This is a genomic window from Enterobacter soli (assembly GCF_964208575.1).
GTDB lineage: Bacteria > Pseudomonadota > Gammaproteobacteria > Enterobacterales > Enterobacteriaceae > Enterobacter > Enterobacter soli_A.
The window spans coordinates 63,596-77,715 of the sequence record NZ_CAXOFU010000001.1 but is presented as its reverse complement, the minus strand read 5'-3'; the positions used below and the strand labels follow the sequence as shown (position 1 = coordinate 77,715).

The following is a 14,120-nucleotide window of genomic DNA, read 5'->3' as shown; positions in this document are numbered from 1 at the left end:
TCAATAATACTCAAATTCATGGCGGGACGGGGGAGCTTGTGAGAAAAAGTGCGGAGTGAAACAGGAGATTAGCTCGCTCCCGGTGAATCGGGAGCGAGAAAAGGAACGATCAGGAGCGTTTCAGGAGCAGCCAGAGGCTGATCAGGAAGAAGCTCGCGCTCGGCAGCAGCGCGCCGATAATCGGCGGAATGCCGTAAACCAGCGTCAGCGGGCCAAATATCTGGTCGAGGACATAGAACACGAAGCCGAAGCTGATACCGGTGACCACGCGGATCCCCATCGGCACGCTACGCAACGGCCCGAAGATAAACGACAGCGCCATCAGCATCATCACCGCCACGGACATCGGCTGGAAGATTTTGCTCCACATATTCAGCTGGTAACGCCCCGCGTCCTGGCCGCTCGACTTCAGGTACTTCACATAGTTGTGCAAGCCGCTGATAGAGAGCGCGTCCGGATCCAGCGCCACCACGCCGAGCTTGTCCGGCGTCAGGTTGGTTTTCCAGGTGCCGGAAACGGTCTGCGAGCCAGTGATCTGCTTGGGATCTTTCAGGTTAGATTCATCTACCTGCGACAGACGCCACTGCTTGTGCTCCGGGTCGAACTTCGCAGAGGAAGCATGGCGTACCGACAGCAAACGGCGCTCGTTGTTGAAGCTGTAAATACTCACGCCGCCCAGCTCGTCATCGCCCTTCACGCGTTCGATATAGACAAAGCTGTTGCCGTCTTTCGCCCACAGGCCTTGCTGAGTCGACAGCAGTGAACCGCCGTACATCGCCTGCGCACGGTAGTTACGCGCCATCTGCTCGCCCTGAGGGGCAACCCATTCGCCAATCGCCATGGTCAGCAGCACCAGCGGGATAGCGGTTTTCATTACCGAAAGCGCGACCTGCATACGGGTGAAGCCAGAAGCCTGCATGACCACCAGCTCGCTGCGCTGCGCCAGCATACCTAAGCCCAGCAGCGCGCCCAGCAGCGCGGCCATCGGGAAGAAGATCTGCACATCTTTTGGCACGCTGAGAAGGGTGTACATCCCCGCGCCTAGTGCGTCGTAGCTCCCCTGCCCGGCTTTTTTCAGCTGATCGACAAATTTGATAATGCCGGAGAGCGACACCAGCATGAACAGGGTCATCATGATGGTGGAGAAAATGGTTTTACCGATATAGCGGTCGAGAACGCCAAACGCCTGCATTACAACGCTCCTTTACGCGAGAAACGGGCACGAATGCGGCGCATCGGCACCGTATCCCACAGGTTTAATCCCAGCGCGAGCAGGATATACAAGCTGTTGACTGCCCACGTCCAGACCAGCGGGTCGAGCTTGCCTTTGGCGCCGTTCGAACGAATGGAAGTCTGAAGGAGGAAGTACACCAGATAAAGCAGCATGGCAGGCAGCATGGACAGCACGCGCCCCTGACGCGGGTTGACCACGCTCAGCGGGACAACAATCAGCGCCATCATAAATACGGTAAACACCAGCGTGATACGCCAGTGGAACTCGGCGCGCGCGCGGTCGGTATCGGTATTCCACAGGGTACGCATGTCCATCTGCTCGGTATCGCTCGGATCCAGCGCAACCGCCTGATGGCCAATAATGGCCTGATAGTTCTGGAAATCAGTGATACGGAAGTCGCGCAGCATGGCGGTGCCTTCAAAACGGGTGCCCTTATTGAGCGTCACCACCTGCGAGCCGTCTTTGCGCTGGGAGAGTTGACCGGAATCGGCAACCACCACGGACGGACGCGCGTTTCCTTTGGTGCGCAGCTGCGCGAGGAAGACGTCGTTGAACCTGCTGCCGTCCACGCTTTCAATAAACAGCACCGAGTTTCCGTCGGTCGCCTGCTGGAACTGGCCCTGCGCAAGCGCCGCCATGCCCGGGTTCGCTTTGGCTTCAGCCAGCACTTCATCCTGGTGACGGGAGGACATCGGGCCCGCCCACATCACATTCACAGCGGCAATAATTCCGGTAAACAGCGCCAGCAGCATCGCGGCCTTCACCAGCACGGCTTTACTCAAGCCGCAGGCGTGCATAACCGTGATTTCACTTTCGGTATAGAGGCGGCCCAGCGTCATGAGCAGCCCGAGGAAAAGACTCAGCGGAAGAATGAGCTGCGCCATCTCAGGGATACCCAGCCCAAGCAGGGAGAGCACCAGATTTGTTGGAATTTCGCCGTCAACGGCCGCACCGAGGATCTTCACCAGCTTCTGACAGAAGAAGATCAGCAGCAGGATGAACAGGATCGCCAGTTGGCTTTTGAGCGTTTCCCGCACCAGATATCTTATGATTATCACTTTAAATACGCCCGTAAAAACCCGTCTTTTTGCTGGAAAATCGCTTGTTTCATGGCTTAAACGTCATTTATTCTCTTGAGTCGTCGAAATCATCGCTAAGATTAAAACACTCGGCGGATTCACGCTTCAGGACTTTTTCTGACGTGTCGAAACCGTAATAACGTAAGATTAACACGAAGTCACCACAACAGCGGACATGAGTTACGAAAGGTTTCAATTCTATCCGTAGCCGCCGCCGTTGTCTTTAAGATTCAGGAGCGTAGTGCATGGAGTTCAGTGTAAAAAGCGGTAGCCCGGAGAAACAGCGGAGTGCCTGCATCGTTGTGGGCGTCTTCGAACCACGCCGACTCTCCCCGATCGCCGAGCAACTCGATAAAATCAGTGACGGCTACATCAGCGCCCTGCTGCGCCGTGGCGAACTGGAAGGCAAACCTGGGCAGACGCTGTTACTGCACCATGTTCCAAACGTCCTGTCCGAGCGCATTTTGCTGATTGGCTGTGGCAAAGAGCGCGAACTGGACGAACGTCAGTATAAGCAAGTTATTCAGAAAACCATCAATACGCTGAATGATACCGGCTCTATGGAGGCCGTTTGCTTCCTGACCGAACTGCACGTGAAAGGCCGCAATACCTACTGGAAAGTGCGCCAGGCGGTTGAAACCGCAAAAGAGAGCCTCTACAGCTTTGACCAGCTGAAAACCAACAAAAGCGAACCGCGTCGTCCGCTGCGTAAAATGGTCTTTAACGTGCCAACGCGCCGTGAACTGACCAGCGGCGAGCGCGCGATTCAGCACGGTCTGGCGATTGCGGCCGGTATTAAAGCGGCGAAAGATCTGGGCAACATGCCACCGAACATCTGTAACGCAGCTTACCTGGCCTCTCAGGCGCGTCAGCTGGCGGACTCTTACAGCAAGAACGTCATCACCCGCGTGATTGGCGAACAGCAGATGAAAGAGCTGGGGATGCACTCTTATCTGGCGGTCGGCAACGGCTCCCAGAACGAATCCCTGATGTCGGTTATCGAATACAAAGGCAACCCGTCCGAAGACGCGCGTCCCGTGGTGCTGGTCGGTAAAGGCCTGACCTTCGACTCCGGCGGTATCTCCATCAAGCCAGCCGAAGGCATGGACGAGATGAAGTACGACATGTGCGGTGCGGCGGCGGTGTACGGCGTAATGCGCATGGTGGCGGAGCTCCAGTTGCCTATCAACGTGATCGGAGTGCTGGCAGGCTGTGAAAACATGCCTGGCGGCCGTGCGTACCGTCCGGGCGACGTGCTGACCACCATGTCCGGCCAGACCGTTGAAGTGCTGAACACCGACGCCGAAGGCCGTCTGGTGCTGTGCGACGTGCTGACCTACGTCGAGCGTTTCGATCCAGAAGCGGTTATCGACGTTGCAACGCTGACCGGCGCCTGCGTGATTGCGCTGGGCCACCACATCACCGGCCTGATGTCGAACCACAACCCGCTGGCGCATGAGCTTATCGGCGCGTCCGAACAAGCCGGCGACCGCGCGTGGCGTCTGCCCCTGGGAGATGAGTACCAGGAGCAGCTGGAGTCCAACTTCGCGGATATGGCGAATATCGGCGGCCGTCCTGGCGGGGCGATTACCGCGGGCTGCTTCCTGTCGCGCTTCACCCGCAAGTACAACTGGGCGCACCTGGACATCGCAGGCACCGCATGGCGCTCCGGTAAAGCCAAAGGCGCAACCGGTCGTCCGGTCGCCCTGCTGTCGCAGTTCCTGCTGAACCGCGCCGGGTTTAATGGCGACGAGTAATGTTAACTGCCGGGTGGCGGCTTCGCCTACCCGGCCTACAACGTCACTCAACCGTAGGCCGGGTAAGCTTAGCGCCACCCGGCTTAGCATTTAAATCCCCAACAAGAAGCCCCATATATGAAGAATGCAACGTTCTACCTTCTGGACAACGACACCCATCAGGACGGCCTCAGCGCTGTAGAACAGCTGGTGTGTGAGATTGCCGCAGAACGTTGGCGAGCAGGCAAGCGCGTGTTGATTGCCTGTGAAGACGAGCAGCAGGCGATTCGCCTTGATGAAGCGCTATGGGCGCGCCCGCCGGAGAGTTTTGTCCCGCATAACTTGTCGGGGGAAGGCCCACGCGGCGGTGCGCCGGTAGAGATCGCCTGGCCGCAAAAGCGCAACAGCAGCGCACGCGACATTCTGATTAGCCTGCGCGTCGATTTTGCAGATTTTGCCACCGCTTTCACAGAAGTGGTAGACTTTGTCCCCTACGAAGAAACTTTGAAACAACTGGCTCGCGAGCGCTATAAAGCGTACCGCCTGGCTGGTTTTAACCTGAATACGGCAACCTGGAAATAATGGAAAAGACATATAACCCACGCGATATCGAACAGCCGCTTTACGAGCACTGGGAACAGCAGGGCTATTTCAAGCCTAACGGCGATGAAAGCAAAGAGTCCTTCTGCATCATGATCCCGCCGCCGAACGTCACCGGCAGTTTGCATATGGGTCATGCTTTCCAGCAGACCATCATGGACACCATGATCCGCTACCAGCGCATGCAGGGTAAAAACACCCTGTGGCAGGCGGGTACTGACCACGCGGGTATCGCGACCCAAATGGTGGTTGAGCGTAAAATTGCCGCTGAAGAAGGTAAAACTCGCCACGACTACGGTCGCGACGCCTTTATCGACAAAATCTGGCAGTGGAAAGCAGAGTCTGGCGGCACCATTACCCGTCAGATGCGCCGCCTCGGCAACTCCGTCGACTGGGAGCGTGAGCGCTTCACGATGGACGAAGGGCTTTCCAACGCCGTTAAGGAAGTTTTCGTTCGTCTGTACAAAGAAGACCTGATTTACCGCGGCAAGCGCCTGGTCAACTGGGACCCGAAACTGCGCACCGCGATTTCCGATCTGGAAGTGGAAAACCGCGAGTCTAAAGGCTCGATGTGGCATATCCGCTACCCGCTGGCCGACGGCGCAAAAACCGCAGACGGTAAAGATTACCTGGTGGTTGCAACCACCCGTCCGGAAACCCTGCTGGGCGATACCGGCGTGGCCGTTAACCCGGAAGATCCGCGTTATAAAGATCTGATTGGCAAATTCGTGGTGCTGCCGCTGGTGAACCGCCGCATTCCAGTCGTGGGCGACGAACACGCCGACATGGAAAAAGGCACCGGCTGCGTGAAAATCACCCCGGCGCACGACTTTAACGACTACGAAGTGGGCCGTCGTCACGCCCTGCCGATGATCAACATCCTGACCTTTGACGGCGATATCCGTGAAAGCGCAGAAGTGTACGACACCAAAGGCAACGAATCTGACGTTTACTCCAGCGACATCCCGGCGGAATTCCAGAAGCTGGAACGCTTCGCCGCGCGTAAAGCCGTTGTTGCAGCGGTAGACGCTCTCGGCCTGCTGGAAGAGATCAAACCTCACGACCTGACCGTACCGTACGGCGACCGTGGCGGCGTGGTTATCGAGCCAATGCTGACCGACCAGTGGTACGTGCGCGCAGACGTGCTGGCAAAACCGGCCGTTGAGGCGGTTGAGAACGGCAGTATCCAGTTCGTGCCTAAGCAGTATGAAAACATGTACTTCTCCTGGATGCGTGACATTCAGGACTGGTGTATTTCCCGTCAGCTGTGGTGGGGTCACCGTATCCCGGCGTGGTACGACAACGAAGGCAATGTCTACGTGGGCCGCAGCGAAGACGAAGTGCGTCAGGAAAACAACCTGAGCGCAGACGTTGCCCTGCGTCAGGACGACGACGTGCTGGACACCTGGTTCTCCTCCGCGCTGTGGACCTTCTCCACCCTCGGCTGGCCAGAAAACACCGACGCGCTGCGTCAGTTCCACCCAACCAGCGTGATGGTTTCCGGCTTCGACATCATCTTCTTCTGGATTGCGCGCATGATCATGATGACCATGCACTTCATCAAAGACGAAGACGGCAAGCCGCAGGTTCCGTTCCATACCGTCTACATGACCGGCCTGATCCGCGACGATGAAGGCCAGAAGATGTCCAAGTCCAAGGGTAACGTTATCGACCCGCTGGACATGGTTGACGGTATCTCTCTGGAAGACCTGCTGGAAAAACGTACCGGCAACATGATGCAGCCGCAGCTGGCAGAAAAAATTCGCAAGCGTACCGAGAAACAGTTCCCGAACGGGATTGAGTCTCACGGTACCGACGCCCTGCGCTTCACCCTGGCGGCGCTGGCCTCTACCGGTCGCGACATCAACTGGGACATGAAGCGTCTGGAAGGTTACCGTAACTTCTGTAACAAGCTGTGGAACGCAAGCCGCTTCGTGCTGATGAACACCGAAGATCAGGACTGCGGCTTCAACGGCGGCGAAATGGTACTGTCGCTAGCTGACCGCTGGATCCTGGCTGAATTCAACCAGACCGTGAAAGCGTTCCGCGAAGCGCTGGACAGCTACCGCTTCGATATCGCGGCGGGCATTCTGTATGAATTCACCTGGAACCAGTTCTGTGACTGGTATCTGGAGCTGGCGAAGCCAGTGATGAACGGCGGTACGGAAGCGGAACTGCGCGGCACGCGTAATACGCTGATTACCGTTCTGGAAGGTCTGCTGCGCCTGGCGCACCCGGTCATTCCATTCATCACCGAAACCATCTGGCAGCGCGTGAAGGTCATTGCAGGCATCAACGCAGACACCATCATGCTGCAGCCGTTCCCGGAATTCGACGCTGCGCGCGTGGATGAAGCCGCCGCTGCCGATACCGAATGGCTGAAGCAGGCGATCGTTGCCGTGCGTAACATCCGTGCTGAAATGAACATCGCCCCAGGTAAGCCGCTTGAGCTGCTGCTGCGCGGCTGTAGCGAAGAGGCGGTTCGTCGCGTCAGCGAGAACAACACCTTCCTGAAAACCATGGCGCGTCTGGAAAGCATCACCGTGCTGCCGGCCGATGACAAAGGTCCGGTTTCCGTGACCAAAATTATCGACGGCGCAGAGCTGCTGATCCCAATGGCTGGCCTGATCGACAAAGATGCCGAGCTGGCCCGTCTGGCGAAAGAAGTGGCGAAAGTCGACGTGGAAATCGGCAAAATCGAAAGCAAACTGGCGAACGAAGGCTTTGTTGCCCGCGCGCCGGAAGCGGTTATCGCGAAAGAGCGTGAGCGCCTGGTTGCCTTCGCCGATGCGAAGACCAAGCTGATTGAGCAGCAGGCGGTTATCGCTGCCCTGTAATGCCATTACCCCTTACGCTTCAGGGCGTAAGGGGTACCCTTCCTGAAAACTCCTCGCTTGCACTCCCTTTTCTGCGGTGCTATTAACAGCAGTTGTGTGTCAATTTTCGTAATGAGTAATGCTATGAGCGTGATTACCCCCGTCGCGACGACGATGCGCCGGATCGCAGAGCACGATAACCCGGCCATCGCCGCAGTTATCCGTGAAGTATCAGCCGAGTACGGCCTGACCGCCGACAAAGGCTATACCGTTGCCGACCCGAATCTGGACGAGCTGTTCCAGGTTTACTCTCAGCCAGGCCATGCCTACTGGGTTATCGAGCAGAATGGCAAGGTCGTGGGCGGCGGCGGCATCGCGCCACTCAGCTGCAGCGAGTCGGATATCTGCGAACTGCAAAAGATGTATTTCCTGCCGTCCGTTCGCGGACAAGGCCTGGCGAAAAAGCTGGCGCTGCTCGCCTTTGAACACGCGCGCGCTCAGGGATTTAAACGCTGCTACCTCGAAACCACCGCCTTCCTCAAAGAGGCCATCGCCCTGTATGAACATCTTGGCTTTGAGCATATCGATGCAGCGCTGGGCTGTACCGGCCACGTCGATTGCGAAGTCAGAATGCTGAAAAGTCTGTAAATTTCGTTCCCGCCCTCTTCTGTTAAGCGGCTGTAAACTGAATGCTCTACACTCTCAGTTCACACCACAACGGGGGAAACACGATGTCGAAGATAAAAAGCTACGCCGCACCGCAGGCGGGTGCAGAGCTTGAGCTGTACGAATACGATGCGGGCGAATTAAAAGCTGAAGACGTCGAAGTACAGGTCGATTACTGCGGGATCTGCCACTCAGATCTCTCGATGATCGATAACGAATGGGGCTTTTCCAGCTATCCGCTAATTGCAGGGCACGAAGTGATCGGCCGCGTTGTCGCCCTCGGTACTGCCGCGCAGGATAAAGGCCTGAAGATCGGCCAGCGCGTGGGCATTGGCTGGACGGCGCGCAGCTGCGGTCATTGCGATGCGTGTATCAGCGGCAACCAGATCAACTGCCTCGAAGGTGCGGTGCCAACCATCCTTAACAAGGGCGGGTTCGCCGATAAGCTGCGTGCGGACTGGCAATGGGTCATCCCCCTGCCGGACAGCATCGATATCGAATCCGCAGGCCCGCTGCTGTGCGGCGGCATCACCGTTTTCAAACCGCTGCTGATGCACCATGTCACCGCCACCAGCCGCGTCGGCGTCATCGGTATCGGCGGCCTGGGCCACATCGCCATCAAGCTGCTTCACGCGATGGGCTGCGAAGTCACCGCGTTCAGCTCCAACCCGGCGAAAGAGAAAGAAGTGCTGGCGATGGGTGCGGATAAAGTGGTGAACAGCCGCGATCCGCAGGCTCTCAACGCGCTCGCCGGTCAGTTTGACCTGATCATCAACACCGTGAACGTCGATCTCGACTGGCAGCCGTACTTTGAAGCGCTGGCCTATGGCGGTAACTTCCACACCGTCGGTGCGGTGATGAAGCCGCTTCCGGTGCCGGCATTTACCCTGATCGGCGGCGATCGCAGCATTTCGGGTTCAGCAACCGGCACGCCGTTTGAGCTGCGCAAGCTGATGAAGTTTGCCGGGCGCACCAAAGTCGCCCCGACAACCGAGCTATACCCGATGTCGAAAATCAACGAAGCGATCCAGCACGTGCGTGACGGCAAAGCCCGTTACCGCGTGGTGCTGAAAGCGGATTTTTGATGTGACATTGCCGGGGAATGTGCGGCCTGATGCCCTCACCCCAACCCTCTCCCACGGGGAGAGGGTGCAAACACTAAAAACGGTAACGGTTGTTACCGTTTTGCCTCTGCCATGGCCGAAAACACCTCGGCCACCGCGACCGCTCCCGGATCCGTCACCCCGTCCAGGTTCTCTTTATTCACATACGACGAACGCCCCGCTCCGGCTTTCTCCATTTTCGCCGTTGCCTCTGCCCCCTGTCGTGCCGCCTGTGCCGCCGCGTGAAGATCGCCTTTCTGCAGCGCTTCCAGCGCCGGCTGCAGCGCGTCGATCAGCGTGCGATCGCCCAGATCCGCCCCGCCGTACTGCTTCATCTGCGCCAGCCCGCCCAGCAATGCCTCCGGCAACGGCTTGCCGTCATGCAGCTTTTGTCCCGCCGCGGTAAAGAAGATCGACATCAGCACGCCGCTCGAGCCGCCCATCACCGTAGCCAGACGCTCGCCCACCAGCAGCAGCAGCGTCGGCAGGTCGTTAAGCGGGAGCTGGTCGCCCTCCAGATGCTGCGCAATGTCCCGCGCCCCTTGCGCAAACGTCGAGCCGGTATCACCATCGCCCACTTTGGCGTCCAGCGCGTTCAGGCGGTTTTCCAGCTGGATCAGCGTGCTCGCTACCCTGGAGACATACTCGCCCACCTGCGGATTGGCTGACGGGCTATATTCCACGCGGTCATGAATCGCGCCGTGCGCCTGCGTCCGCAGCGGCGCAAACTGCACCGGCTTCTGCCAGCCGAGGGTTTCCACGTTTTCCTTAATCGCCCGTTCGAACAGATCGTTAAGCTTGAGCAGCGACAGTGAAAACCCCTTCATATCCAGCGAACTGACCAGCGGCGCCGGGCCAATCAGGTAAGCGATCTGCTCTTTGAGCGCCGAATGCGCCAGCTCTTTGGTCAGCAGCGCCATCTCCAGCGCCGACACGCCGCCGAGATTGTTAATCAGCACCGCAAACCGCCCGTCACCCGCCTGCGCTTTTAGCGCGTTCACCAGCGTATCGACGATCTCCTTGCTGTTTTGCGTATCCACCACCGACGCTCCGGGCTCGCCGTGGATGCCCAGCCCCAGCTCCACGTGGCCTTTTTTGATACGCCCCTCTTCGTCGTCGCTGCCCGGCAGGTTGCAGGTTTGCATCGCCACGCCCAGGCTCCAGAGACTGTCGCAGGCCTGCTGCGCAATATCCCGCACCTCGCCCAGCGATTTACCCTGCTCCGCCGCATAGCCCGCAATTTTGTGCACCAGCGCCGTGCCCGCAATGCCGCGCGGCTGCTTGTTATCCGGCAGGGCGATATCGTCCGCGACAATCACCATCTCGACCTTCAGGCCGTAGCGTTTGGCCTTTTCCGCCGCCAGGCCGAAATTCAGTCGATCCCCGGTGTAGTTTTTAACAATCAGCAGACAGCCGCGATCCCCCGTCACCGCCACAATGGCGTTCAGCACCGCATCCACGCTCGGCGAGGCAAACAGATCCCCGCAGACCGCCGCCGTCAGCATCCCTTTACCCACGAATCCGGCATGAGCCGGTTCATGACCCGAACCGCCGCCTGAAATCACCGCCACGCGGCTCTTATCCCAGTCGCTGCGGGCGACCACGCGGATCGCCGGGTCGATATCGAGCTTGACGAGGTTGCCGTGCGGCGCGGAGAGAAGAATACCTTCTATGGCATCGTTGACCAGCTGTTTGCGGTCATTAAAGAAGAATCTGGACATAGCTTCCCAAAATGTTGTGAACCGTATGCAAAAGCATAGTCCGCGCTGGATAATGCGCCGCAAAGTCAGGAATTTACTCAGCCAAAATGCCGTCAGGTTGCCTATACTCGACGCAGGACAAAAAGAGGACGCGCATCATGAGTACACCACTGTTAATTGCCCGGACGCTGGATAAAGAGCTGTTTTTACTTCCCGCCATGGCAAACCGTCACGGCCTGATCACCGGCGCCACCGGGACGGGGAAAACCGTCACGCTGCAAAAGCTGGCTGAGTCGCTGTCAGAGATTGGCGTGCCGGTGTTTATGGCGGATGTAAAAGGCGATTTAACCGGGGTGGCTCAGGAAGGCGCGGGCTCAGAGAAACTGCTCGGGCGCCTGAAGAATATCGGCGTGAACGACTGGGCGCCGCACGGCAATCCGGTGGTGTTGTGGGATATTTTCGGCGAGAAGGGCCATCCGGTACGGGCAACGGTTTCCGATCTGGGGCCGCTGCTGCTCGCCCGACTGCTGAACCTGAACGACGTGCAGTCCGGCGTGCTGAACATCATTTTCCGCATTGCTGACGATCGGGGGCTGCTGCTGCTCGATTTTAAAGATCTGCGCGCCATCACCCAGTACATCGGCGACAACGCCAAATCCTTCCAGAACCAGTACGGCAATATCAGCAGCGCCTCGGTGGGGGCTATCCAGCGCGGGTTGCTGACGCTGGAGCAGCAGGGCGCCGAGCACTTCTTCGGCGAACCGATGCTGGATATCAAAGACTGGATGCGTACCGACGGCAGCGGCAAAGGCATTATCAATATTCTGAGTTCAGAAAAGCTCTACCAGATGCCAAAACTGTATGCGGCAAGCCTGCTGTGGATGCTCTCCGAACTTTACGAACAGCTCCCCGAGGCGGGCGATCTGGAAAAACCGAAGCTGGTGTTCTTCTTCGATGAAGCGCACCTGCTGTTTAACGATGCGCCGCAGGTTCTGCTGGATAAAATCGAGCAGGTCATTCGCCTGATCCGCTCCAAAGGCGTTGGCGTGTGGTTCGTTTCGCAAAACCCGTCGGATATCCCGGATAACGTGCTCGGTCAGCTCGGCAACCGCGTGCAGCACGCCCTGCGCGCCTTTACGCCGAAAGATCAAAAGGCCGTCAAAGCCGCCGCCCAGACCATGCGCGCCAACCCGGCATTTGATACCGAAGCGGCAATTCAGGCGCTGGGAACGGGTGAAGCGCTGATCTCCTTCCTGGACGCCAAAGGCAGCCCGTCGATTGTCGAACGCGCAATGGTAATCGCGCCCTGCTCCCGCATGGGGCCGGTGACCGACGACGAGCGCAACGGCCTGATCAACCACTCGCCGGTCTACGGCAAATATGAAGATGAGGTGGATCGCGAATCCGCCTTCGAGATGCTGCAAAAAGGGGTACAGGCCAGCACTGAATCGCAAGGCGCGCCTGACGCCAGGGGGCAAACAGCCGCCGAGGATGACGGGCTCCTGGGCGGGCTCAAAGATATCCTGTTCGGCACCACCGGGCCGCGCGGCGGCAAGCGCGATGGTGTGGTGCAGACGATGGCGAAAAGCGCGGCGCGGCAGGTCACCAATCAGATCGTGCGCGGCATGCTAGGCAGCCTGTTAGGCGGTCGCCGCCGGTAAAGGTGGCACCCACGGGCGGCCAAGCGCTGACCCCTGAACCCCGTGCTCATGCAGGTAACGGTCGATTTCCACCATCCCCGTCCAGCGGTTTTCGCACCACAGCGGTGCCAGAAGCGTTGGGCGCCGGGCGCTGGCGGAGATGCGATGGTAGATAATCTCCGGCGGGGTATGGCGAATCATCTCGCCTGCGGTCACGGTGTACTCATCGAGCTCAATGCCGCTCAGGCGCCCGGCTTCCCAGGCTTTCGCCATGATGCTGCCCGTCACGATGTGCAGCGGATGCAGCTTGATGCCGTCCACGCCTGTCTCCACGACCCGCTCAAGCGTGTCCAGGCAGTGCTGCTGGCCTTCGCCTGGCAAGCCGACAATCAGGTGTGAACAGACTTTCAGACCGCGTTCGCGGGCAAGACGGGTGGTGTTTTGGTAGCAGGCGAAATCGTGTCCGCGGTTAATGCGGTGCAGCGTTTTGTCGTGCGCGGTCTGTAGCCCCAGCTCAAGCCAGATTTCAAAACCCTGCTCCTTGTATTCGCTGAGCAGATCCAGCACCGCTTCCGGCACGCAGTCCGGGCGGGTGCCGACGCACAGGCCCACAATATTGGCCTGGCTGACCGCCTGCTGGTACATGGAGCGCAACACCTGCACCTCGGCCCAGGTGCTGGTATAAGCCTGGAAGTACGCCAGATACTGCTTCGCGCGGTTCACCCTGCTAGCCTGGTGCGCCAGCTGTTCCGCAATGGAGCTGTGCTGCTGCTCTTCGTCAGCAAACGACGCGACGTTACAGAAGGTGCAGCCGCCGCGCCCGATGGTGCCATCGCGATTCGGGCAGCTAAAGCCGCCGTGCAGCGTCAGCTTATGAACCTTTTGCCCGTAGCGCTGCAAAAGATCCCCACCAAACATATTGACTATTTTCTGTAACTGCATAATCTGATAGACCGTCCCGAACAAAGGGGACAAGCCTGCCATTTTTAGCCTCTGTCGGCGATGACCTGGATCAATCGCCCTGGACGGCCTTTATCCTTATGAATAAATAATCAAGATTACTGCAATTTCATTCACGCCTGACGTAATTACTTTTCCTTATGTTCTGATGGTTTTTTTCATTTATAGCGCCAGCACTGAAAAACAGTGGGTTTATGCGGGTTTCAGCCACGTGCCAGATGATTATTCTGCTATAAAACAGCTATTCAGCACGCTACATTGATAATACCGCTTTCATATAGTGAGTCAGATCACACTCCATCGACACTTCCCAGACCGTTTAGCCATTATAAAACGACTTAAATACCCTTTAAAAACAGCCACATAACTTCTCTTTAGCACATTTTTGTATAAATAAGATTGCCATTTGACCTGTGTACCAATTCCCGATAAGTTGGAAATCCGCTGGAAGCTTTCTGGATGGGCGGCCTGCCCATCATATTTATGCAGTAATTGAGATTCCCTCTGAAGCAAGTCCTCAAACTTGTTTACCTGCGCGAAAGGATGAAAAAGAGGGCGAATGCGAGGTACGCGTATGAAACGCAAA

Annotated in this window: 11 protein-coding genes; 6 read left to right on the top strand and 5 right to left on the bottom strand. The window is 57.9% G+C overall.

Features of this window, described 5'->3' with window-relative positions; genetic code table 11:
- Positions 1–109: 109 nt before the first annotated feature.
- From lptG to AB6V08_RS00320, 3 genes are all read right to left on the bottom strand, one after another.
- Entirely contained in the window at positions 110–1,192 is a 1,083-nt protein-coding gene (gene lptG / locus AB6V08_RS00330) for an LPS export ABC transporter permease LptG (RefSeq protein ID WP_368540672.1), read from the bottom strand.
- Entirely contained in the window at positions 1,192–2,292 is a 1,101-nt protein-coding gene (lptF, locus tag AB6V08_RS00325) for an LPS export ABC transporter permease LptF (RefSeq protein ID WP_368540671.1), read from the bottom strand. Before lptF ends, lptG begins: the two co-directional genes overlap by 1 nt.
- Positions 2,293–2,355: 63 nt before the next feature.
- Positions 2,356–2,415 carry a hypothetical protein gene (locus AB6V08_RS00320; RefSeq protein ID WP_368540966.1) on the bottom strand — a complete coding sequence of 20 codons (60 nt, stop codon included), beginning with the start codon at positions 2,413–2,415 and terminating at the stop codon, positions 2,356–2,358.
- 143 nt (positions 2,416–2,558) lie between these two features.
- On the opposite strand from AB6V08_RS00320, the gene pepA reads away from it, so the two are divergent.
- The 5 genes from pepA to ahr all read left to right on the top strand — a co-directional run bounded on the left by pepA (position 2,559) and on the right by ahr (position 9,216).
- Positions 2,559–4,070: a leucyl aminopeptidase gene (gene pepA, locus AB6V08_RS00315; protein WP_368540670.1), complete on the top strand. Its 1,512-nt coding sequence runs from the start codon at positions 2,559–2,561 to the stop codon at positions 4,068–4,070.
- Positions 4,071–4,187: 117 nt separating this feature from the next.
- Positions 4,188–4,631, top strand: coding sequence for a DNA polymerase III subunit chi (holC, locus tag AB6V08_RS00310; RefSeq protein ID WP_368540669.1), 444 nt, complete (start codon positions 4,188–4,190; stop codon positions 4,629–4,631).
- Positions 4,631–7,486 (top strand): valine--tRNA ligase, encoded by a 2,856-nt coding sequence (locus AB6V08_RS00305; protein WP_368540668.1) that lies wholly within the window; start codon positions 4,631–4,633, stop codon positions 7,484–7,486. The genes holC and AB6V08_RS00305 overlap by 1 nt, the downstream gene beginning before the upstream one ends.
- Positions 7,487–7,609: 123 nt before the next feature.
- The gene (locus AB6V08_RS00300) at positions 7,610–8,113 is read left to right on the top strand and encodes a GNAT family N-acetyltransferase (RefSeq protein ID WP_368540667.1); all 504 of its coding nucleotides are present in this window, start codon (positions 7,610–7,612) and stop codon (positions 8,111–8,113) included.
- Between the two features lie 83 nt (positions 8,114–8,196).
- Positions 8,197–9,216, top strand: coding sequence for an NADPH-dependent aldehyde reductase Ahr (gene ahr, locus AB6V08_RS00295; protein ID WP_368540665.1), 1,020 nt, complete (start codon positions 8,197–8,199; stop codon positions 9,214–9,216).
- A 92-nt stretch (positions 9,217–9,308) separates the two neighbouring features.
- Here the strand turns inward: ahr and AB6V08_RS00290 are convergent, their stop codons facing one another.
- Entirely contained in the window at positions 9,309–10,955 is a 1,647-nt protein-coding gene (locus AB6V08_RS00290) for a dihydroxyacetone kinase subunit DhaK (protein WP_368540664.1), read from the bottom strand.
- 137 nt (positions 10,956–11,092) lie between these two features.
- On the opposite strand from AB6V08_RS00290, the gene AB6V08_RS00285 reads away from it, so the two are divergent.
- Entirely contained in the window at positions 11,093–12,595 is a 1,503-nt protein-coding gene (locus tag AB6V08_RS00285; RefSeq protein ID WP_368540662.1) for a helicase HerA-like C-terminal domain-containing protein, read from the top strand.
- Here the strand turns inward: AB6V08_RS00285 and AB6V08_RS00280 are convergent.
- Positions 12,575–13,516 (bottom strand): TIGR01212 family radical SAM protein, encoded by a 942-nt coding sequence (locus AB6V08_RS00280; protein WP_368540965.1) that lies wholly within the window; start codon positions 13,514–13,516, stop codon positions 12,575–12,577. The two genes, AB6V08_RS00285 and AB6V08_RS00280, sit on opposite strands and share 21 nt — an antisense overlap.
- Between the last annotated feature and the right edge of the window lie 604 nt (positions 13,517–14,120).

Bases quoted from the DNA above. Each gene is read 5' to 3' on its own strand.
- AB6V08_RS00305 (WP_368540668.1), top strand. From the start codon at position 4,631: ATGGAAAAGACATATAACCCACGCGATATCGAACAGCCGCTTTACGAG.
- holC (WP_368540669.1), top strand. From the start codon at position 4,188: ATGAAGAATGCAACGTTCTACCTTCTGGACAACGACACCCATCAGGAC.
- AB6V08_RS00280 (WP_368540965.1), bottom strand. From the start codon at position 13,516: ATGCAGTTACAGAAAATAGTCAATATGTTTGGTGGGGATCTTTTGCAG.
- AB6V08_RS00290 (WP_368540664.1), bottom strand. From the start codon at position 10,955: ATGTCCAGATTCTTCTTTAATGACCGCAAACAGCTGGTCAACGATGCC.
- pepA (WP_368540670.1), top strand. From the start codon at position 2,559: ATGGAGTTCAGTGTAAAAAGCGGTAGCCCGGAGAAACAGCGGAGTGCC.
- AB6V08_RS00285 (WP_368540662.1), top strand. From the start codon at position 11,093: ATGAGTACACCACTGTTAATTGCCCGGACGCTGGATAAAGAGCTGTTT.
- lptG (WP_368540672.1), bottom strand. From the start codon at position 1,192: ATGCAGGCGTTTGGCGTTCTCGACCGCTATATCGGTAAAACCATTTTC.
- AB6V08_RS00300 (WP_368540667.1), top strand. From the start codon at position 7,610: ATGAGCGTGATTACCCCCGTCGCGACGACGATGCGCCGGATCGCAGAG.
- ahr (WP_368540665.1), top strand. From the start codon at position 8,197: ATGTCGAAGATAAAAAGCTACGCCGCACCGCAGGCGGGTGCAGAGCTT.